Annotated in this window: 21 protein-coding genes; 13 read left to right on the forward strand and 8 right to left on the reverse strand. The window is 70.5% G+C overall.

Features of this window, described 5'->3' with window-relative positions:
- Window positions 1-5 precede the first annotated feature (5 nt).
- Window positions 6-743 carry an SDR family NAD(P)-dependent oxidoreductase gene (locus ACZ6KY_RS32170; RefSeq protein ID WP_469313786.1) on the forward strand — a complete coding sequence of 246 codons (738 nt, stop codon included), beginning with the start codon at window positions 6-8 and terminating at the stop codon, window positions 741-743.
- 91 nt (window positions 744-834) lie between these two features.
- Here the strand turns inward: ACZ6KY_RS32170 and ACZ6KY_RS32175 are convergent, their stop codons facing one another.
- Window positions 835-1,455, reverse strand: a complete 621-nt coding sequence (locus ACZ6KY_RS32175) for a hypothetical protein (RefSeq protein WP_467759640.1) — start codon at window positions 1,453-1,455, stop codon at window positions 835-837.
- A 386-nt stretch (window positions 1,456-1,841) separates the two neighbouring features.
- Between ACZ6KY_RS32175 and hemL the strand changes: the two genes are divergently transcribed.
- The 7 genes from hemL to ccsB all read left to right on the forward strand — a co-directional run bounded on the left by hemL (window position 1,842) and on the right by ccsB (window position 9,711).
- Entirely contained in the window at window positions 1,842-3,158 is a 1,317-nt protein-coding gene (hemL, locus tag ACZ6KY_RS32180) for a glutamate-1-semialdehyde 2,1-aminomutase (protein WP_469313787.1), read from the forward strand.
- Window positions 3,155-3,865: a histidine phosphatase family protein gene (locus tag ACZ6KY_RS32185; protein WP_469313788.1), complete on the forward strand. Its 711-nt coding sequence runs from the start codon at window positions 3,155-3,157 to the stop codon at window positions 3,863-3,865. The genes hemL and ACZ6KY_RS32185 overlap by 4 nt, the downstream gene beginning before the upstream one ends.
- Window positions 3,866-4,016: 151 nt before the next feature.
- The gene (locus ACZ6KY_RS32190; protein ID WP_469313789.1) at window positions 4,017-5,279 is read left to right on the forward strand and encodes a polysaccharide deacetylase family protein; all 1,263 of its coding nucleotides are present in this window, start codon (window positions 4,017-4,019) and stop codon (window positions 5,277-5,279) included.
- Window positions 5,280-5,345: 66 nt separating this feature from the next.
- Complete coding sequence (locus ACZ6KY_RS32195; RefSeq protein WP_469313790.1) at window positions 5,346-5,963, forward strand: TlpA family protein disulfide reductase; 618 nt, start codon at window positions 5,346-5,348, stop codon at window positions 5,961-5,963.
- Between the two features lie 50 nt (window positions 5,964-6,013).
- The gene (locus ACZ6KY_RS32200; protein ID WP_469313828.1) at window positions 6,014-6,751 is read left to right on the forward strand and encodes a cytochrome c biogenesis CcdA family protein; all 738 of its coding nucleotides are present in this window, start codon (window positions 6,014-6,016) and stop codon (window positions 6,749-6,751) included.
- A gap of 3 nt (window positions 6,752-6,754) precedes the next feature.
- Entirely contained in the window at window positions 6,755-8,593 is a 1,839-nt protein-coding gene (resB, locus tag ACZ6KY_RS32205) for a cytochrome c biogenesis protein ResB (RefSeq protein WP_469313791.1), read from the forward strand.
- On the forward strand, window positions 8,590-9,711 hold the full coding sequence (gene ccsB, locus ACZ6KY_RS32210; RefSeq protein WP_469313792.1) for a c-type cytochrome biogenesis protein CcsB: 1,122 nt from the start codon (window positions 8,590-8,592) through the stop codon (window positions 9,709-9,711). The genes resB and ccsB overlap by 4 nt, the downstream gene beginning before the upstream one ends.
- A gap of 39 nt (window positions 9,712-9,750) precedes the next feature.
- Here ccsB and ACZ6KY_RS32215 read toward each other — a convergent pair whose 3' ends face one another.
- The 5 genes from ACZ6KY_RS32215 to ACZ6KY_RS32235 all read right to left on the reverse strand — a co-directional run bounded on the left by ACZ6KY_RS32215 (window position 9,751) and on the right by ACZ6KY_RS32235 (window position 14,378).
- Window positions 9,751-10,860, reverse strand: coding sequence for a hypothetical protein (locus ACZ6KY_RS32215; RefSeq protein WP_469313793.1), 1,110 nt, complete (start codon window positions 10,858-10,860; stop codon window positions 9,751-9,753).
- A 141-nt stretch (window positions 10,861-11,001) separates the two neighbouring features.
- Window positions 11,002-11,952 carry an isopenicillin N synthase family dioxygenase gene (locus ACZ6KY_RS32220; protein ID WP_469313829.1) on the reverse strand — a complete coding sequence of 317 codons (951 nt, stop codon included), beginning with the start codon at window positions 11,950-11,952 and terminating at the stop codon, window positions 11,002-11,004.
- A 193-nt stretch (window positions 11,953-12,145) separates the two neighbouring features.
- Window positions 12,146-12,604, reverse strand: a complete 459-nt coding sequence (locus ACZ6KY_RS32225) for a nucleoside deaminase (RefSeq protein WP_469313794.1) — start codon at window positions 12,602-12,604, stop codon at window positions 12,146-12,148.
- A 105-nt stretch (window positions 12,605-12,709) separates the two neighbouring features.
- Window positions 12,710-13,354 (reverse strand): class I SAM-dependent DNA methyltransferase, encoded by a 645-nt coding sequence (locus tag ACZ6KY_RS32230; protein WP_469313795.1) that lies wholly within the window; start codon window positions 13,352-13,354, stop codon window positions 12,710-12,712.
- A 31-nt stretch (window positions 13,355-13,385) separates the two neighbouring features.
- The gene (locus tag ACZ6KY_RS32235) at window positions 13,386-14,378 is read right to left on the reverse strand and encodes a quinone oxidoreductase family protein (protein ID WP_469313796.1); all 993 of its coding nucleotides are present in this window, start codon (window positions 14,376-14,378) and stop codon (window positions 13,386-13,388) included.
- A gap of 163 nt (window positions 14,379-14,541) precedes the next feature.
- Here ACZ6KY_RS32235 and ACZ6KY_RS32240 point away from each other — a divergent pair, with 163 nt between their 5' ends.
- Window positions 14,542-14,877, forward strand: coding sequence for an ArsR/SmtB family transcription factor (locus tag ACZ6KY_RS32240; protein WP_469313797.1), 336 nt, complete (start codon window positions 14,542-14,544; stop codon window positions 14,875-14,877).
- Between the two features lie 112 nt (window positions 14,878-14,989).
- Window positions 14,990-15,985, forward strand: coding sequence for a DMT family transporter (locus ACZ6KY_RS32245; RefSeq protein ID WP_469313798.1), 996 nt, complete (start codon window positions 14,990-14,992; stop codon window positions 15,983-15,985).
- Here the strand turns inward: ACZ6KY_RS32245 and ACZ6KY_RS32250 are convergent.
- Window positions 15,870-16,775 carry a LysR family transcriptional regulator gene (locus ACZ6KY_RS32250; protein WP_469313799.1) on the reverse strand — a complete coding sequence of 302 codons (906 nt, stop codon included), beginning with the start codon at window positions 16,773-16,775 and terminating at the stop codon, window positions 15,870-15,872. The two genes, ACZ6KY_RS32245 and ACZ6KY_RS32250, sit on opposite strands and share 116 nt — an antisense overlap.
- 10 nt (window positions 16,776-16,785) lie before the next feature.
- The gene (locus tag ACZ6KY_RS32255; RefSeq protein ID WP_469313800.1) at window positions 16,786-17,184 is read right to left on the reverse strand and encodes a PLDc N-terminal domain-containing protein; all 399 of its coding nucleotides are present in this window, start codon (window positions 17,182-17,184) and stop codon (window positions 16,786-16,788) included.
- Window positions 17,185-17,272: 88 nt separating this feature from the next.
- Here ACZ6KY_RS32255 and ACZ6KY_RS32260 point away from each other — a divergent pair, with 88 nt between their 5' ends.
- The 3 genes from ACZ6KY_RS32260 to ACZ6KY_RS32270 are packed head-to-tail and all read left to right on the forward strand — an operon-like array spanning window position 17,273 to window position 20,344.
- Window positions 17,273-18,724 (forward strand): menaquinone biosynthesis decarboxylase, encoded by a 1,452-nt coding sequence (locus ACZ6KY_RS32260; protein WP_469313801.1) that lies wholly within the window; start codon window positions 17,273-17,275, stop codon window positions 18,722-18,724.
- A complete protein-coding gene (gene mqnP, locus ACZ6KY_RS32265; protein WP_469313802.1) occupies window positions 18,721-19,623 on the forward strand; it encodes a menaquinone biosynthesis prenyltransferase MqnP in 903 nt (300 codons plus the stop codon). Before ACZ6KY_RS32260 ends, mqnP begins: the two co-directional genes overlap by 4 nt.
- A 31-nt stretch (window positions 19,624-19,654) precedes the next feature.
- Window positions 19,655-20,344: a UbiX family flavin prenyltransferase gene (locus ACZ6KY_RS32270; protein ID WP_469313803.1), complete on the forward strand. Its 690-nt coding sequence runs from the start codon at window positions 19,655-19,657 to the stop codon at window positions 20,342-20,344.
- Window positions 20,345-20,373: the final 29 nt, after the last annotated feature.

Below are 20,373 nucleotides of genomic sequence, written 5' to 3' on the forward strand. Positions count from 1 at the left end.
TGATCATGCGGGACGGGCGGAAGATCACGGTGGTGACCGGCGGCAGCCGCGGTATCGGCGCCGCCGTCTGCCGGCGGCTGGCCCTGGAGGGCCATGACGTCGTCATCGGCTACCGGTCCGATCGCGCGGCGGCCGAGACGGTGGCGGACGCCGTCACGGCCGCGGGCCGGCGCTGTCTGGCGGTGGCCGTGGACACCTCCGACCCCGCCGCGGTCGACGGGCTCTTCGACGCGGCGGCGGCCGAACTCGGGCCGGTCACCGGGCTGGTGAACAACGCCGGTGTCAGCGGACCCAACGGGCCACTGGCCGACGCCGACCCCGAGGGCATGCGGGACGCCCTCGCGGTCAACGTCCTCGGCTATCTGCTCTGCGCGCGTCGCGCCGTACGGGAGATGACCGCGTCCGGCGGGGGAGCGATCGTCAACATCTCGTCCGCCGCGGCGACCCTCGGCAGTCCGGGGGAGTACGTCCACTACGCCGCGGCGAAGGCGGCCGTCGACGCCCTGACCATCGGCCTGTCCAAGGAGGTGGCGGCCGACGGCATCCGGGTGAACTGCGTCGCCCCGGGCGTGATCTGGACCGACTTCCACGAGGACCCGCAGCGCCCGGCCCGGGTGGCCGCCGGCGTCCCCATGGGCCGCGCGGGCCGGCCGGAGGAGATCTCCGGCGCGGTGGCCTGGCTCCTGTCGGACGACGCCTCGTACACGACGGGCGCGGTCCTGCGGGTCGCGGGCGGCCGCTAGACGGGCGACGGCCTCCGGGAGCCCCTGTCCGGGTCTGCGTGTCCGAGGGGAACCCGGTCGTCCGGGTCTCCCGGTCCGGGAGGAACCCGGCTCAGGGCCACACCAGGCAATAAGGCTGATGCCCCGCCTCGTGCAAGCGGTGCGAGAAGTCCTGCCACTCGTGCAGGAGCTGGTAGACGTTGAAGGCGTCGCGTGGGCCGCCCCGGTCCGGGACGGTGGACCAGATGAAGGCGGCGGCGCCGACGGCCTCCTCACCGATGCCGCGCAGCGGGTCGACGACGGTCATCGGGAGCTTGACCACGGCGTAGTCGGGGTGCAGAACGACCAGTTCGAGCGGCGGCACCTTGTGCAGGGGGACGCCTTCTATGCCGGTGAGGACCATCGCGGCCATCGTCTCCGGCTTGATCTTGGTGAACATGCCGTTCATGCCGAGCTCGTCGCCGCCGAGTTCTTCGGGGCGCATCGAGATCGGGACCCGGGCCGCCGTCGCGCCGTCCGGCGCGCCGAAATATTTGTACGTCACCCCCACCCGGCCACCATTCCCGCTCTCCGCTCGCAGTCGCTCGATCCGCTCGGGCTCACCCTGCGATCCCTGTGCCTGTCCCGCTCTTGTTCCGGCGGCTTCCTCCGCCTCGCGTCGGTGCTTCCCCCGCCGGGCACGCCGAGGGTTGAGGTCATCGGTCCCCTCGCCCAGTCCGCCACCGCGATGCATATCTCCACCCGACTGCTTTTCTAAGTCGCGAGACCCCCGCCACGCAACCCGATCATCGTGACAGTGACCTCCCCCACGGTCGCACGCCGAAACGTACGCCGAAACACCTGTCCGCGGGATCTTCGCGGCCCCTGAACACCGTCGTTCATGTGAGCTGTCCGTTCGTCGCCCAGTTTCGCAGATGGCCGGGGGAACGAACCCGTTTGTCGTACCGGGCTCCGTCACACCGGCTCCGCGATGGCCGGGATCATTCCTCTGTGGAGAGCCGTACGTCGGGCCGGGTTCATCCGTTCACGGCCCCGCGTTCTTCCCCTCACGGCTCCCCTGGGCCCCTGGCCTACCCTGAGGAGGTCACTAGCCCCCCGGAGTCGGAGACGTCGCAGGTCATGACCGAACTGCCTTATCCCTATGCAGCCCCAGCCTCGCAGTCGCTGTTCGACCGTGCGACGGCCGTCACGCCAGGTGGCGTGAATTCTCCGGTGCGCGCCTTCCGCGCCGTGGGCGGTACGCCCCGGTTCATGGTGTCCGGTACCGGTCCGTACCTGACCGACGCCGACGGCCGTGAGTACGTCGACCTCGTCTGTTCCTGGGGTCCGATGATCCTCGGGCACGCCCACCCCGAGGTCATCGCCGCCGTCCAGGAGGCCGTCTCGCGCGGTACGTCCTTCGGCACACCCGGTGAGGGAGAGGTCGCCCTCGCCGAGGAGATCGTCGCCCGCGTCGAGCCCGTCGAGCAGGTCCGGCTCGTCTCCAGCGGCACCGAGGCCACCATGTCGGCCATCCGGCTCGCCCGCGGGTTCACCCGGCGGTCGAAGGTCGTCAAGTTCGCCGGCTGCTACCACGGGCACGTCGACTCGCTGCTCGCCGCGGCGGGCAGCGGGCTGGCGACCTTCGCGCTGCCCGACACGCCCGGTGTCACCGGCGCCCAGGCCGCCGACACCATCGTCCTGCCGTACAACGACCTCGAAGCCGTGCAGGCCGCCTTCCACGCGCACCCCGGCGAGATCGCCTGTGTGATCACCGAGGCCTCGCCCGGGAACATGGGTGTGGTGCCTCCCGCGCCCGGCTTCAACCAGGGCCTCAAGGACGCCTGCGCGAAGAACGGCGCCCTCTTCGTCTCCGACGAGGTCATGACCGGCTTCCGCACCAGCAGGGCCGGCTGGTACGGGATCGACGGCGTACGCCCCGACCTGATGACCTTCGGCAAGGTGATGGGCGGTGGCTTCCCGGCCGCCGCGTTCGGTGGCCGTGCGGACGTCATGGCGCACCTCGCGCCGGCCGGGCCGGTCTACCAGGCGGGCACGCTCTCGGGCAATCCCGTCGCCACCGCCGCCGGGCTCGCGCAGCTGCGGCTGCTCGATGAGGCCGCGTACGACAAGGTCGACGCGGTGTCGGAGCGGATCCGGACGCTGGTGACCGAGGCGCTTACCAAGGAGGGTGTGACCCACCGTCTGCAGAGCGCCTCCAACATGTTCTCCGTCTTCTTCACGGGACGTGAGGTGCGCGACTACGAGGGCGCGAAGGCGCAGGAGTCCTTCCGCTACACCGCGTTCTTCCACTCGATGCTGGCGCAGGGCGTGTATCTGCCGCCGTCCTCGTTCGAGTCGTGGTTCGTGTCGACGGCCCACGACGACCAGGCGGTTCAGCGGATCGCCGACGCCCTTCCGGCGGCGGCGCGGGCAGCGGCGGAGGCCACGGCATGAGCGAGAGCATCGGTACGAACGGCAGCACCGGCAACGACGACCTCACCGTCGTCCACCTGATGCGGCACGGCGAGGTCGCCAACCCGGACGGCGTGCTCTACGGGCGGCTGCCCGGGTACCACCTGTCCGAGCTCGGACGGCGGATGGCCGACCGGGTGGCCGAGCACCTCACCTCGCGCGACGTCACGCACGTCGTGGCCTCGCCGCTGGAGCGGGCGCAGGAGACGGCCACCCCGATCGCGAAGGCCCACGGGCTCGACCTGGCGACGGACGGGCGGCTCATCGAGGCCGACAACGTCTTCCAGGGCAAGACCTTCGGTGTCGGTGACGGCGCGCTGCGGCGGCCGGAGAACTGGAAGCACCTCGTCAACCCGTTCAAGCCGTCCTGGGGCGAGCCGTACGTCGACCAGGTCGTCCGGATGATGGGGGCGCTGGACGCCGCCAAGGACGCCGCGCGCGGCCACGAGGCGGTGCTGGTGAGTCATCAGCTGCCGATCTGGATCGTCCGCAGCTACGCGGAGAAGCGGCGGCTGTGGCACGACCCGCGCAAGCGGCAGTGCACGCTGGCGTCGCTGACGACCTTCACCTACCGCGGCGACAAGATCGTGTCCGTGGGCTACAGCGAGCCCGCGCGCGATCTGGTTCCGGCCCATCTCCTCGCGGGCGCCAAGCCGGTGAAGGGCAAGGGCAAGGCGTTCGGGGCCTGACGGGCGCAGCGGAGAACCCGGGCCAAATGGGCTCATCTTCGTAAAATCATATAAATCTGTGCGCGTTAAACGGAACCTTCGACTTCATCGTGTCCTCTCATGGGATGCCAGCTGAGAGCCAGCTGAGAGGGCGCGATGAAATGAGGACCCTATGCGGGACGTCAGCCGGAGGGGAATGATCGGCCTCGGCGCGGGTGCCGCGGCCGCGCTGGGACTTGCCGCGTGCGGCACCACCGAGGGGAAGGACGCCTCGGGCCATCCCGGCGGTTCCCCCACGGCCGGCACCGGCCGGCCGGGCGCCCCGAAGAAGCCGATCACGCGTCTCATCGGCGACGGCTCCACCGCCTACACCGGCAAGCAGCCGCGCCAGCCCCAGGCCCCCGTGCCGCTGGAACCCGGCCAGACCCCGCCGCAGTTCGTGGTCTTCTCCTGGGACGGCGCCGGAGAGGTCGGCACCGGTCTCTTCGACCGCTTCCTCCAGCTCGCCAGGAAGAACGACGCGCACATGACGTTCTTCCTCTCCGGGCTGTATCTGCTGCCCGAGTCGAAGAAGCGCGCGTACGACCCGCCCAACAACCCCGTCGGCGCCTCGGACATCGGTTATCTGAGCGACGAGCACGTCAGGGCCACCCTGAAGCTGGTCCGTCAGGCCTGGCTCGACGGCCACGAGATCGGCACCCACTTCAACGGCCACTTCTGCGCCGGCTCCGGCTCGGTGGGCAACTGGACGCCCCGGCAGTGGCGCAGCGAGATCGACCAGGCCAAGTCCTTCGTCACCGAGTGGCGCACCAACACGGGCTGGACCGACCTGCCCCCGCTGCCCTTCGACTACGAGAAGGAGCTCATCGGCGCCCGCACCCCGTGTCTGCTCGGCCAGAACAACCTGCTGCCCGCCGCCAAGGAGCTCGGCTGGCGTTACGACGCCTCCTCGCCCGGCGGGGACCAGCGCTGGCCGCAGAAGAAGGAGGGGCTGTGGGACCTGCCGCTCCAGGCGATGCCCTTCCCCGGGCACCGCTTCGAGGTCCTCTCGATGGACTACAACATCCTCGCCAACCAGTCGGTCGCCTCGACCCGGGCGCCCTCGTACAACTACCCGGGCTGGCGCACCCAGGCGTCCGCGTCGTACGTGGCGGGATTCAAGCGGGCATACGAGACGAATCGCGCCCCCTTCTTCATCGGCAACCACTTCGAGGAGTGGAACGGCGGTATCTACATGGACGCCGTCGAGCACGTGTTCACCCACATCGCCCAGCAGAGGGAGAAGGGCGCCGACGTGCGCATGGTCTCCTTCCGCCAGTTCGTGGACTGGCTGGACGTGCAGCGGCCCGAGGTACTGGCGAAACTCCAGTCGATGGACGTGGCGGAACAGCCCGACGGGGGCTGGCACTCCTTCCTTCGGGGACAGGCCGCCTGAAATGCGGGTTTCCGCCCGCAAGGGGGGTGCGGAAGATCCCCGAAACGGGCATGCGAAACTTTTCACATGAGTGCCGCCTGCCGCGCAGACCAGCGCCCGAACCGCACCCGCGCCGCCCTGTTCGCAGCGGGGGCCGCCGTCGCCGCGCTCGTGCTGTCCGCGTGCGGATCCGGCGGTACCTCCGGCGGCGCGGGCAACAGCAACTACATCTCCGGCAAGGACGGCATCTCCACCGTCGCCAAGGGGTCCCGGGACGCCGCCCCGGACCTCTCGGGCAAGACCGTCGACGGCAAGCAGCTCGATGTCGCGGACTACAAGGGCAAGGTCGTCGTCCTCAACGTGTGGGGCTCCTGGTGCCCGCCGTGCCGCGCCGAGACGCCGAACTTCGTCAAGGTCGCCAAGGAGACCGCCGGGCAGGGCGTGCAGTTCGTCGGCATCAACACGCGTGACGCCAGCACCTCACTGGCGAAGGCCTTCGAGACGGAGCAGAAGGTCACGTATCCCAGCCTGTACGACCCGACGGGCAAGCTGATGCTCCGGTTCAAGAAGGGCACGCTCAACCCGCAGACGATCCCCTCCACGCTCATCATCGACCGGGACGGGAAGATCGCGGCCCGCACGCTTCAGGCGCTCAGCGAGGACAAGCTGCACGAGATGCTCGACCCCATCCTCGCGGAGAAGTGACCGGCGTGTCCCTTCTCCTGTCGTCCACGAACCTCGCCGCCCCGACCGGTATGAACACCACGGTCTACAGCGGCGCCCTGCTGGTCGCGCTGCCGATCGCCGTGCTCGGCGGCCTCGTCTCCTTCTTCTCGCCGTGTGTCCTGCCGCTGGTGCCCGGCTATCTGTCGTACGTCACGGGAGTCAGCGGCACGGATCTGGCGGAGGCCCGACGGGGACGGATGGTCGCGGGGGCCAGTCTGTTCGTGCTCGGCTTCACCGCCGTGTTCGTCTCCGGCGGGGCGCTGTTCGGGTACTTCGGCTCGACGCTGCACGAGTACAACGGCACGCTCAGCAAGGTCCTCGGCGCGCTGATGATCGCGATGGGCGTGTTCTTCATGGGGCTGATGCCCTGGCTCACCCAGCGTGAGTTCCGCTTCCACCGGCGGCCGGTGACAGGGCTCGCGGGGGCGCCGGTCCTGGGCGCGCTCTTCGGCATCGGCTGGACGCCGTGTCTGGGCCCGACACTCACCTCCGTCAACATGCTCTCCATGGACCAGGCGAGCGCCGGGCGCGGGGCCATACTGACCGTCGCGTACTGCCTCGGTCTGGGAGTGCCCTTCGTCCTCGCCGCGGTCGCCTTCCGCAAGGCGCTCGGCGCGTTCGGCTGGGTGAAGCGCCACTACACCTGGGTGATGCGGATCGGCGGCGGAATGATGATCGTGACCGGCCTGCTCCTGCTCACCGGTGCCTGGGACGGCATCGTGCAGCAGATGCAGACCTGGTCCGACGGCTTCACGGTAGGGATCTGATCCATGAGCACGACCGACACCGGCAACCCGTCCGAGTCCGCCGCGACGCCGGAGGACGACGGCGCGCCGGACCCGGTGAGCACCAAGCGGCACATCGGGGTGAGCGCCGACGGCGAACTCGGCGAGGCCGGGTCGCAGCTGTCCACCGCGCCCGTCGAGACGGCGGTGCCCGGCTCCTTCGGCGGCACCCGGGGGCCCGGTGCCGCGGGGTGGATCACCTGGACCGCCCGCGAGGTGACCGGCTGGGCCCGCTGGTTCTGGCGTCAGCTCACGTCGATGCGGGTCGCGCTGATCCTGCTCTTCCTGCTGTCGCTCGGGGCGATCCCGGGCTCCCTGATTCCGCAGTCCGGGACCGACGCCCAGAAGGTGGCGGACTTCAAGGCCGCGCACAGCGTCCTCGGATCCGTCTACGACAAGCTCGGCCTGTTCCATGTGTACAGCTCGGTGTGGTTCTCCTCGATCTACATCCTGCTGTTCGTCTCGCTCATCGGCTGCATCGTGCCCCGCACCTGGCAGTTCGTCGGACAGCTTCGCGGCCGTCCGCCGGGCGCCCCCAAGCGGCTGACCCGGCTGCCCGCGTACACGACCTGGCGCACCGCGGCCGAGCCCGAGCAGGTCCGCGAGATCGCGCTCGACGTGCTCAAGCGGAAGCGGTTCCGGGCGCACGTCGAGAAGGACGCCGTCGCCGCGGAGAAGGGCTATCTGCGCGAGACCGGCAACCTGCTCTTCCACATCGCGCTGATCGTGATGCTCGTCGCCTTCGCCTGGGGCCAGCTCTTCAAGTCCGAGGGCGACAAGCTGATCGTCGAGGGCGACGGCTTCTCCAACACGCTGCTGTCCTACGACGACTTCAAGTCCGGCAACCTCTTCAGCACCGACGACCTGACGCCGTTCAGCTTCGACCTGAAGAACTTCACCGGCACCTACGAGCGGACCGGCCCCAACAAGGGCACGCCCCGCACGTACCAGGCGGCCGTCACCTACAGCGTGGGCGCCTACGGCAAGGACAAGAAGACGCTCATCAAGGTCAACGAGCCACTGGTGATCGGCGACACGAAGGTCTATCTCACCGCCCACGGCTACGCGCCCACCGTGACGGTCCGGGACGGCAAGGGCAAGGTCGTCTTCCACGACGCCGTGCCGCTGCTGCCGCTCGACTCCAACGTCACCTCGCAGGGCGCCGTCAAGGTCATGGACGGCTACAGGGACGCGCGGGGGAAGAGCGAACAGCTCGGCTTCTCCGCCTTCTTCGTGCCGACCTTCGCCGGGGCCGGCAAGGGCGACATGTTCTCCCAGTTCCCCGCGCTCGACTACCCCGTCCTCGCGCTGAGCGGCTTCCACGGCAGTCTCGGGGTCGACGCGGGCCTCCCGCAGAACGTGTACCAGCTCGACCCCGCCCACATGAAGCAGTTCAAGGACGCGAAGGGCAAGATCGTCAAGGCGCGGCTGCGGCCCGGCGAGACGATGACGCTGCCCGGCGGCGCCGGTTCGATCACCTTCGACAAGGACATCAAGGAGTGGGCGAACTTCCAGGTCACCCAGCAGCCCGGCAGTGACTGGGCGCTGGCCGGGGCGTTCACCGCGATCTTCGGACTCGCCGGCTCGCTGTTCATCCAGCGCCGCCGTGTCTGGGTGCGGGCGACCACCGGCCCTGACGGCGTCACCGTCGTCGAGATGGCCGGGCTCGGCCGCAGCGAGTCCGCGAAGCTTCCCGAGGAGCTCGGCGACCTGGCCGCGCTCGTGCACGAACAGGCACCCACCAAGCCCGACGAAGACGCGGCACCCACCGACGCCGACGCCGAACCCCCCGTACCCGCCGCTGAAGGGTCCAAGAAGCAGTGACGCTCGCCACCGCACACGACCTGGGCGCCGTGACCGATCTGGCCACCGCGACCAACGAACACCTCGCCAACATCAGCAACACGCTGATCTACTCCGCGATGGCCGTCTACACCCTGGCCTTCTTCGCCTACATCGCCGAGTGGCTCTTCGGCAGCCGCAGCAAGGTCGCCCGCACCGCCAACGCGCTCACCGCGAACGGCGGGAAGGCGGCCACGGCGGCCCCCGAGGTCACCGTGCAGAAGGCCGGCGGCACCGCCGTGCTGGAGCGGCCGAAGGTCGTCACCCGGTCCGCGGCGGGCGCGCGGGACGTGCCCGACGGGCCCGGCGCGCACGGCGGGGACGAGCAGGGTGACCTCTACGGACGTATCGCCGTGTCGCTCACCGTGCTGGCATGGGCCGTCGAGGCGGCCGGTGTGCTCGCCCGCGCCATGTCGGTGGGGCGTGCCCCGTGGGGCAACATGTACGAGTTCAACATCACCTTCTCCACGGTCGCCGTCGCGGTGTTCCTGGTCATGCTCGCGCTGAAGAAGAACGTCCGCTGGCTCGGCCTCCCGCTGATCACCACGGTCCTCCTCGATCTCGGTCTCGCCGTCACGGTCCTGTACACCGCGAGCGACCAGCTCGTTCCCGCGCTGCACTCGTACTGGCTGTACATCCACGTCTCGACCGCGATCCTGTGCGGCGCCGTCTTCTACGTGGGCGCCGTCGGCACGGTGATGTACCTCTTCAAGGACTCGTACGAGAACAAGCTGGTGAACGGCGGGCAGCCCGGCCGGTTCGCCACCTCCGTCATGGAGCGACTGCCCGCCTCGGCCTCGCTCGACAAGTTCTCCTACCGCGTGAACGCCGCCGTCTTCCCGCTGTGGACGTTCACGATCATCGCGGGCGCGATCTGGGCGGGCGACGCCTGGGGCCGCTACTGGGGCTGGGACCCCAAGGAGACCTGGGCGTTCATCACCTGGGTCGCCTACGCCTGCCACCTGCACGCGCGCGCCACGGCCGGCTGGAAGGGCCGCAAGGCCGCCTACATCGCCCTGATCGCCTTCAGCTGCTGGCTGTTCAACTACTACGGCGTCAACATCTTCGTCGGCGGCAAGCACTCCTACGCGGGAGTCTGACCCGCCCGGAAGTGCCGAGGCCGGCCCCGGTGACCTTTGTCACCGGGGCCGGCCTTCGTCGACGCGCGGGGTGCCGCCGGGGGGCAGCGGCGGCAGCGAGAGGAGCAGCGCCCGCGAGGACGGCGAGATGCCGGGCCGCCAGCCGGTCTCCCGGGCCGCCTCGGGCAGGGCGAGCCGGCCCGCGTGGCGCAGCGCCGGATGCGCGTATCCCCGGAGCGCGGCGAAGAACACGGCCTGGTCCCTGATGCCGTCGGCGCGGTCGCGCAGGACCGGCTCCAGAAGTCCGAGGCCCGCGGGCTCCTGGACGTTGTCGATCAGCAGGACCGGGCGTCCGCGCCGGTGCGAGCGCTGTACGACCCCCGCGTAGGCGTCGTCGAGGTCGGCCAGCAGCGCCCGCACGAGATGGCGTTCCGCGTGCCTGCGGGAGTCGCCGCCCGCCCGGAAGTGCCGGGAGAGCAGGATCAGCGCCAGTTTGGGGCTGCCTCCCGCGCCCGGGTAGTCCCGGTACCAGGTGGCGGCCCTGCGCAGCCGTCGGTGGGCGGGTGAGACGCCCTCCGTGAACGCCTCCAGGGTCGCCTCGATGACCGGCTCCACCACCGGACCCGTACCGCTCATCGACGCGACGAGCCTGGAGATCACCTTGCTCATCCAGCGCCCCGCGAACCCCGACAGCCAGGAGTCGGTCTCGTTGAGCAGCAGGATCCGCTCCGCCTCCCGCCGGAGGCGCGGCACCTCGCGGTCGCTCCAGCCGCCCGCCGCCACCGCCAGCAGCCCGGCGGACAGCCGTGGGAAGCCGATCCGTCCGGCGCCCTTCACCGGTTCGGCGAGCTGTTCCGCGGCCGTGGTGAGCGCCTGCCCGACCGGCGACCAGGACTCCGCCGGACGTTCGGGGGGAGGCGCGGCGAACTGCCGTTCCTCGCCGTCGATCAGGGCGATGGGAGTGTGCCCGCGATAGGCGTCGCGCAGGGCGCGGAGCACGGTGGTCTTGCCCTGCCCCCGGCCGCCCGCGAAGACCACGAAGGGTGGTTCCGCGGGGTGTTCGTACGGTGTGGCGCCGAGCTGGTACGGACGCAGGCCGACCAGTCGTGACGCGAGTCCGGGCGGATCGTCGTCGAACAACGCCTCCCGGCTGTGCAGTTCTGTGTGCACCGCATCTCCCCCTGGTCCGCGGTCCGGTCCGAAGTGCTGCTGTGAGGTGTATCAACAACAGATGCGGAAGGGGCAGTTGGTTCGGGATAGGCCGCTCGGTGTCTGCTCGACATCGGTCCGCTTACGAAAATGTTCCGCCGTTCAGTCGACAGTGATCGAATCGAGCTTCTGGCGCAGATAGACATGGGAGTCGACGGGCTCGTACGCGACGCGGCCCACGGGGGCGGGCACCGACTCGACCCGTGTTCCCGGTGTGCACTCGCCGAAGTAGACGAGCGAGATCAGCTCCTCGGCGGGCGCGTCGGCCGGCGGCGGCAGCACCCGGTGGCGTCCCGAACGCCACCGGTCGCCGGTCCAACGGGCCATGAGATCACCGATGTTGATCGTGAAAGCGGCCGGGTCGAAGGGCGCGTCCTGCCAGCCGTCCTCGTCCGTGAACACCTGGAGCCCGCCCTTGCCTGCCTGCCGGTCGAGGATGGTGACCGTGCCGAAGTCGGTGTGCGGGCCGATGCGGAACTGGCCCGGCAGCGGCCCGCCGACGACCTCCGTACCCGGATACCAGTTGATGTTGAAGCCGTACGTCGGGTGGTCCATGTGCCGTGTGAAGAAGTCCGGTTCGAGGCCGAGAGCCTCGCCGAGCAGCTCCAGCAGCCGGTTCTCCAGCTCGGCCATGTCCGCCAAGTACTCCTCGCAGAGCTCGCGCAGCTCCGGGGCCTCGGCGGGCCAGACGTTCGGCGCGTACCACTCCGCGTCGGTCTCCGGGTCCTCGAACGGCTCGCTCGTCGCGAACGTCAGTGACTCCTTGAGGTCCGGCGGGGTCTCGGTGCCCTCCGCGTAGCCGTTGGCCTCGGCGCCCGGCCCGAGCCAGCCGCGCCCGCCGACCCGGGCGGCGTACGGCCGTTTCGTCCCGGCGGGCAGTACGAAGAAGGCGCGGGCGGCGTCCCTCAGCCGGCGGCGCAGCTCCGGGTCCACGCCGTGGCCGGTGACGAGCAGGAAACCGGCCGTCCGCAGGGCGTCGTCGACGCTACGGGCGACGGCGGCGCGGGCGCCGGGGTCCCCGGAGAGCCAGGGGCGGAGGTCGACGGTGGGGATGCGGGTCGGCGCCGGGGCGCCGGGACCGGGCGCCGGGCCGACGCGGGCCCCGGCGGATTCCCGGGGAAGGGCCGAATCCACCGGATTCGCCGAATCCGCAGGGACGGTCGATGCCTCGGGACCGGCCGGATCCTCGGGACCGACTGGTTTCGTGCGACCGGCTGGTTCCTCGGGAACCGCCCCCGCCCTCGGGTCATCCACCGATGTCCTCGTTCCACAGAGCCGGGTCGTTCTTGATGAACTCGCGCATCAGTTCCGTGCACTCGGGATCGTCGAGCAGCACGATCTGTACGCCGTGCTCGGCGAGCCAGTCGTGGCCGCCGTGGAAGGTGGCCGCCTCGCCGATGACCACCCGGGAGATGCCGAACTGCCGGACCAGCCCGCTGCAGTACCAGCACGGCGACAGGGTGGTCACCATGGTCGTACCGCGATACGTCCGCTGCCGTCCCGCGGCGCGGAAGGCGGCCGTCTCGCCGTGCGCCGAGGGATCGCCGTCCTGGACGCGGCGGTTGTGGCCGCGGCCGAGAAGGGTGCCGTCCGCGCCGTACAGCGCCGCCCCGACGGGGATACCGCCCTCGGTGAGCCCCGCGCGGGCCTCCGCCAGTGCGGTGGCGAGCCACGCGCGGGCCTGTGCTTGATCGATGCGCTCCATGGGTCCCACTCTCCCGCGGGACTCCAGTCTGGTGCGGCGGGAACACGAGGGCAACGCGGGGAAGCACCCTCCTGCCGCGCGGGGTTCGCCCCGGGGCGGCGTGGGTCAGTCGTTCTCCGGCCTGCGGGCCAGCAGGAACGCCTGCGGGGTCTTCTCCTGTTCGTCGGCTTCGCGGACGAGGCGGGCGACCTCCGACAGGCCCGCGTTCCGCAGGAGTTCGGCGACCCGATCGGGCGGGAAGCGGTGGACGTCGAGGTCCACGTCATGGCCGTACGCGTGCTCCAGGCGGACGCGTTCGTCGCCGACCTTGAAGGCGATGAGCAGATGGCCGCCGGGGGCGAGGACCCGGCGGAACTCGGCGAACATCACGGGGAGTTCGTCGATCGGGGTGTGCACGGTGGAGTACCAGACGAGGGCTCCGGCGAGCGTGCCGTCCTTGAGGTCGAGGCCGGTCATCGTGCCCACCTCGAACCGCAGATGAGGATGGGCCCTGCGGGCCACGGCCACCATCTCCGGCGACAGATCGATCCCGAACGCGTCCAGCCCGAGCTGCTCCAGATGGATCGTCACCCGCCCCGGCCCGCATCCCAGATCCGCCACGGCCCCGCCCCCGCCGGCCCGCACCCGCTCGGCGAACGCCGCCAGCATCGCGAGGTCCAGCGATCCGCCCAACTGGTCCTTGAGCAGCTCGGCGTAGCTCGCGGCGACGGTGTCGTAGGAGGCGCGGGTGGCGTGGAGGCGAGTGGTCATGGCGGGGAAGGGTAGGCCGGGGGTCTGACACTCACGGCCGTGACCGATCCGAATCCGCCACCCTCAGCAGCAGCTTCCCCGTGCTCGTCCGCGACCCCATCAGCGCGTGCGCCTCCCCGGCCGCCTCCAGGCCGAACTCCGCCGTCACCGGCAGGGTCACGGTGCCGTCGGCCACGGCCTCGAACGCGCGGGCGGCGATGGTACGGAGGGCGGTCGGGGCCGTCCTGGCCAGGCCGAGGATCGAGAACCCGCCGACCGACAGGCCGATGGGGTTGAGCTCGGGCTGACCCACCGTCCAGGGCTCCGCCGAGCTCGCGTTGCCGAAGGCGACCAGACGGCCGAAGAGGGCGAGGGAGGCGAGGCTCCCCCGGAAGGTCTCGCCGCCCACCGGGTCCAGCGCCAGGTCCACTCCGCGGCCGCCGGTCGCCGCGCGGACCTCGTCCTGGAAGGACCCCACGAACACCTCGTCGTAGCCGTTGCCGAGGGCGTACGCGGCCTTCGCCTCGCTGGACACGACGCCGTACACCGCGCCGGCCCCGGCCGCCTTCGCCAACTGGCCGAGGACCGTGCCCACGCCGCCGGCCGCGCTCTGGACGAGCACCGTCTCGCCGGGCTGGACCCTCCCCACCGTGTGCAGGAGCCCGTACGCCGTGGGCAGGACGGTGGGGAGGGTGGCGCCGGTGCGCAGGCCGACCCCGTCGGGCAGCGGGAAGACCGTCACGGCGTCGGCCACGGTGACCTCCGCGTACGCCCCGCCCTCCGTCAGTGCCGCGACCTCCTGGCCGGCCCGCAGTCCCGTGACCTCCGGACCGACGGCCCGGATCCGGCCCGAGACCTCAAGCCCCGGCACGAAGGGGAGGCGCGGTACGCGGTAGCCCTTCGACCTCGCCAGCAGATCGGCGAAGTTCACGCCCGCGTAGGCCACGTCGATGCTCACCTGTCCGGGGCCCGGGTCGGGGACCTTCGCCTCCACGACGCGCAGGACCTCGGGACCGCCGTACTCCTGGAATTCGACCGAACGCATGGCTCACTCCTGACTGGTACTCGACTGGTACTCGGCTGGACAGCCGACGGCCCGCGCGGACGGGGCGCCGCGCAGACTGTTCAATGAAAAGCGAACACTCAGGAGTGTATGGTTTTCATCGAACACTCGGCAAGTGGGTCGGGAAAACACCAGGGAGGCCGGCGTGGCGGAGCGCACCAGTCATCGGGCCGCGCCCGAGCACACCCACCCCGACGAGGTCCCCGTACCGGCGGCCCTCGCCGCCCTCGCCGATCCCGTGCGGATCCAGCTCGTCAGGGAGCTGGCGGGGTCCGCGGAGTGGAGTCGCAGCTGCGGCAGTTTCGACGTGCCCGTCGGCAAGGCGGCTCTCAGCCATCACTTCGCCGTGCTCCGCGGCGCCGGTCTCGTCGAACAGCGCGACGAGGGCCCCAAGCGGGTCAACCGGCTGCGCCGACCGGAGTTCGACGCCCGCTTCCCGGGCCTCCTGGCCCTCGTCCTGCGCGAGGAGCCGCCCCGCTAGGGTCCGCCCCGCCCGTCGGCCGGTACACACATCGGCGGTGCCGATGGGGGCATCGGCAGGACGCCCCACTGGCCCGTGGCCCGCCCCCGGTCCCCGCTCCTACCTTCGGGGCATGACCTCAACCACCGCAGTCGAGAACAAGGGCGCCGTCCAGCTGACCGCCGCGATGATGCTCTCCGGCACCCTCGGCGTCTTCGTCGTCGAGTCCGGCGCCTCGCCGTTCAACGTCGTCTTCTTCCGCGTCCTGTTCGGCGCGCTCGCCCTCGGCGGCTACGCGCTGGCTCGGGGATACTTCCGGGGCCACGGTTTCACCCCGCGCACGCTCGGACTCGCCGCGCTCGGCGGGGTGTTCATCGTCTTCAACTGGGTCCTGCTCTTCCAGGCGTACCAGAACACCTCGATCTCCGTGGCGACCGTCGTCTACCACACCCAGCCGTTCTACGTGGTGTTGCTGGGCGCCCTGTTCTTCCGCGAGCGGCTCACCGCCGCCAAGGCCGGCTGGATCGCGCTGGCCTTCGCCGGTCTGGTCCTCGTCTCGGGCGTCTCCCCGGCCGACTTCGCGCACGGCGGCCCGTATCTCACCGGCGTCGGACAGGCCCTCCTCGCCGCGCTCCTCTACGGGCTGTCCACCCTGGTCACCAAGCGCATCACCGGCGTACGGCCGCACCTCATCGCGCTCGTCCAGGTCCTCGTCGGCATCCCGCTGCTGCTCCCCTTCGCCGACTTCGGCGCGATGCGCGGGACCGGCGCGGACTGGGGCTGGCTGATCGGCCTCGGAGTCGTCCACACAGGGCTGATGTACGTCCTGATGTACGCCGCGTACGCCAAGCTCCCGACCGCGAAGATCGCCGTGCTCGCCTTCACCTACCCGGCCGTCGCGATGCTCATGGACTGGGCGGTGTACGGCCACCACATCGGTCTCGTGCAGGCCCTCGGCGTCCCGCTGATCGTGACGGCCAGCCTGAAGGTCACGCTTCCCCGGGCCGCCCGGATCACTCGGACCGGCCGGACTCCTCGGACACCAGTTGCCGTGCCCGCTCCACGAACAGCCGCGCATGAGCCGGAAGCCGCTTCCCGGCCCGCCACGCCAGTTGCGTCCGAAGCGTGAACGGCGTTTCCCAGCGCAGTCGTACGAGCTCGCCCCGCGTCAGTTCCGCGGCGACCGCCACCTCCGGCAGCAGCGCGATGCCGAGTCCGGCCGCCGCGGCCCGTTTGGTCGCCTCGATCGTGCCGAACTCCGTGAAGTCGACGGAGGGGCCTTCGGGTACGAGGGAGTTGAGCTCTCGCTCGAACAAGTCCCGGTAGGCGCAGCCGGGTTCGGTGGCGAGCAAGGAGCGGCCCATGAGGTCGGCGGTGTCCGGTGCCGTGCCGGCGAGCGGATCGCCGGGCGCGGCGACCAGCGCCAGCGGCTCCACCGCCAGCACCGCGACCTCAAGACCCGCGTGCTCGGTCCCCTCCTCCATCAGGAAGCCGACGTCGTACGTGCCCTGGAGCAGCGCCCGGCGGGTCTCGTCGCCGATGGTAGTGCGCAGCGACAGCCGCACCCGGGGATGACGGTGGTGGAAGAACTCCAGGAGCGGCAGCAGCCGGTACGAGGTGAGGGACTCCATCGTGCCGACGGTGAGCGTGCCGGAGGGCTCCTCGGCGCCGACGACGGCGGCCCGCGCCTCGTCGGTCAGTTCGATGATCTGCCGGGCGTAGGGCAGCAGCCGTTCGCCCGCCTCGGTCAGCCGGATCCTGCTGCCCAGGCGGTCGAAGAGTTCCGTGCCGAGCGAGGTCTCCAGGGCGCGGATCTGACTGGTGACGCTGGACTGCGCGTACGCCAGCTCGGTCGCGGCCCGGGTGAAGCTCAGGACGGTCGCGACCTTCTCGAAGGTGACCAGCAGGCGCAGTTCCATGACGCGGCTCTCAGGACTCCTCGTCGGACCTGCTCTGCTCCTCGCGCCGCTTCAGCTCGTCCTCGCGGCGCCGCAGGTCGGCCTCCCAGTCTTTCAGAACGGCCTCGTCCTTGCGGTTCTCGGCCTTGAGGGAGGCGAGGAACTCGGGGTTGTCGTCAGGAGCGACGAACGCCGTCCGGTGGCTGCGGTGCCACTCGGAGGGGGTGGCGCCGCCCGCCGGACCCCGGCGGTTCCGGCCCGCGACGAGCCAGACGACGGGACCGACCAGTATCTCGCCGAAGAGCAGGATGATGATGATCCAGACCACCTTGGGCAGGCCTCGGACCTCCTCCTCCGGCGTGTTCAGGCAGTCGATGAAGGCGTAGATCATCAGCGCCAGGACCAGCAGAACCGGCAGATACCTGAGCATGGCTGAACGTTCCCCCAGTGAACGGTGGCAGGCGGCACGGGCCCCCCGGTGACGGGCACAGGGTAGCGGGTGGCCGATACTTGGACCCATGGCTTACGACGATCTTCGCTCCCTGCTGCGGGCGCTGGAGCGCGAGGGTGACCTCAAGCGCATCAAGGCCGAGGTGGATCCGTACCTGGAGGTCGGAGAGATCGTCGACCGGGTGCAGAAGGCGGGCGGGCCCGCGCTGCTCTTCGAGAACGTGCGCGGGTCGGCGATGCCGCTCGCGATGAACGTCTTCGGCACCGACCGGCGACTGCTGAAGGCGCTCGGCCTGAAGTCGTACGCCGAGATCTCCGAGAAGATCGGCGGACTGCTCCGGCCGGAGCTGCCGCACGGCTTCGTCGGGGTGCGCGAGGCCTTCGGGAAGCTCGGCGCGATGGCGCACGTGCCGCCGAAGAAGGTGAAGGACGCACCGGTGCAGGAGGTGGTGCTGCGGGGCGACGACGTCGACCTCGACGCCCTGCCCGCCCTGTTCACCTGGCCCGAGGACGGCGGCTCCTTCTTCAACCTCGGGCTCACCCACACCAAGGACCCCGAGTCCGGCATCCGCAATCTCGGCCTCTACCGGCTCCAGCGCCACGACAAGCGCACCATCGGCATGCACTGGCAGATCCACAAGGACAGCCGGAACCACTACCAGGTCGCGGCCCGCAGGGGCGAGCGGCTGCCCGTCGCGATCGCCTTCGGGTGTCCGCCCGCCGTGACGTACGCCTCCACCGCCCCGCTGCCCGGTGACATCGACGAGTACCTCTTCGCCGGGTTCCTCCAGGGCAAGCGGATCGAGATGGTCGACTGCAAGACCGTGCCGCTCCAGGTGCCCGCGAACGCCGAGGTCGTCATCGAGGGCTGGCTGGAGCCGGGCGAGACGCTGCCCGAGGGGCCGTTCGGCGACCACACCGGGTTCTACACGCCGCAGGAGCCGTTCCCGGCGCTGACCATCGACTGTGTGACGATGCGCAAGCGGCCGCTGCTCCAGTCCATCGTGGTGGGGCGGCCTCCGACGGAGGACGGGCCCCTCGGCCGGGCGACCGAGCGGTTCTTCCTGCCCCTGCTGAAGATCATCGTGCCGGACATCGTGGACTACCACCTGCCCGAAGCGGGCGGTTTCCACAACTGTGCGATCGTCGCGATCGACAAGAAGTACCCGAAGCACGCCCAGAAGGTGATGCACGCCGTCTGGGGCGCGCACATGATGTCCCTCACGAAGCTCATCATCGTCGTCGACGCGGACTGCGACGTCCACGATCTGCACGAGGTGGCCTGGCGCGCGCTCGGCAACACGGACTACGGACGTGACCTCACCGTCGTCGAAGGCCCGGTCGATCACCTCGACCACGCCTCCTACCAGCAGTTCTGGGGCGGCAAGGCGGGCATCGACGCGACGAGGAAGTGGCCCGAGGAGGGCTACACCCGGGACGGCGGCTGGCCCGAGATGGTGCTGTCCGACCCGGAGACGGCGGCGAAGGTCGACCGCCGTTGGAAGGAGTACGGGCTGTGAGTTCAGCTTCCGCGGCGCTTCCGCAGCCGGGCCGCACCAAGGCGTTCCTGCGCCTCGTCATGATCGAGCACTCGGTGTTCGCGCTGCCCTTCGCCTACATCGCGGCACTCACCGCGATGTTCGCGCTGGACAAGAACATCCACTGGGGAAAGCTGCTCCTGGTCACCGTCGCGATGGTGGGCCTGCGCACCTTCGCCATGGCGGCGAACCGGATCATCGACCGCGAGATCGACGCCCGCAACCCCCGTACGGCCCATCGTGAACTGGTCACCGGCGCGATGAGCGTGAAGCACGCCTGGACGGGCGCGCTGGTCGCCCTGGTCGTCTTCCTCGCCGCCGCCGCCCTGCTCAACCCGCTGTGCCTGGCGCTGGCGCCCATCGCCGTCATCCCGATGGTCGTCTACCCGTACGGCAAGCGGTTCACGAACTTCCCGCAGGCCATCCTGGGTCTCGCCCAGGCGATGGGCCCGATCGGCGCCTGGATCGCCGTCACCGGCACCTGGTCCTGGGACGCCGTCGTCCTCGGCCTCGCGGTCGGCGTCTGGATCGGCGGCTTCGACCTGATCTACGCCTGCCAGGACGTCGAGACCGACCGGGAGATCGGCGTGATGTCGGTGCCGGCCCGGTTCGGCATCCCGGCCGCGATCTGGGGCGCGCGGGCCTGCCACGCCGTGACGACGGCGCTCTTCGTCTGGTACGGGGTGGCCACCGGCGCGGGTGTCTTCTTCTGGTTCGGCCTGGTGATCGTCACGGGCGCGTTCCTGTACGAGCACTCCATCGTGAAGCCGCACGACCTGACCCGCCTGAACCGGGCGTTCTTCCAAGTCAACGGCTTCATCGGCATCGCGCTGTTCGTGTGCGCCCTGCTCGATCTGCTGGTGCGCGGGCTCACGGTCTGACCATGGGCGGTGGCCGGATAGGCTCGACATCATGAAGCCAGGACAGACGCAGCGCCGGCCTTGGATCGTGGGGGTGTCCGGCGCGTCCGGTACGCCGTACGCGGCCGCGGTGCTGCGTTCGTTGCTGGAAGCGGGGGAGAGCGTCGACCTGGTCGTCAGCAGGGCCTCACGGCTCACGCTGCTCGACGAGACCGGCCTCCCGTTCCGCGACGCCCACTGGCAGGGCGACCTGCGCGAATGGCTGGCGCGGGGCGCCGACGGCAAGCCCGGCACCTTCGACGCCTTCGAGGAGCATCTCGACGGTGTACGGCACTGGAGCGCGGGCGACCTGGCGGCGGGGCCGTCGTCGGGCTCGTATCCGGCCAAGGGCATGCTCATCGTGCCCGCGTCCACCGCCTGCGTCGCCGGAGTCGCCCTCGGCCTCTCCAAGGATCTGTTGCAGCGGGCCGCGAGCGTCACCCTCAAGGAGGGGCGGAGGCTGGTCGTCGCCGTACGGGAGACCCCGCTGAACGGGCAGACGCTGCGCCACCTGGTCTCCCTGGACGACGCGGGCGCGACCGTACTGCCCGCCTCGCCGGCGTTCTACGCGGGAGCCACGCACATCCAGGACCTGGTGGACTTCGTCGCCGGTCGGGTCCTCGACGCGGCGGGTGTCGAACACGACCTGTACCGCCGGTGGAAGGGCGAACTCGGGAGCGGTTCCCGGGCCGACACCACCTGAGGGGCCTCTCAGCACCTCAAGGCCTCTCA

This window comes from Streptomyces sp. NPDC042002, from assembly GCF_055588305.1.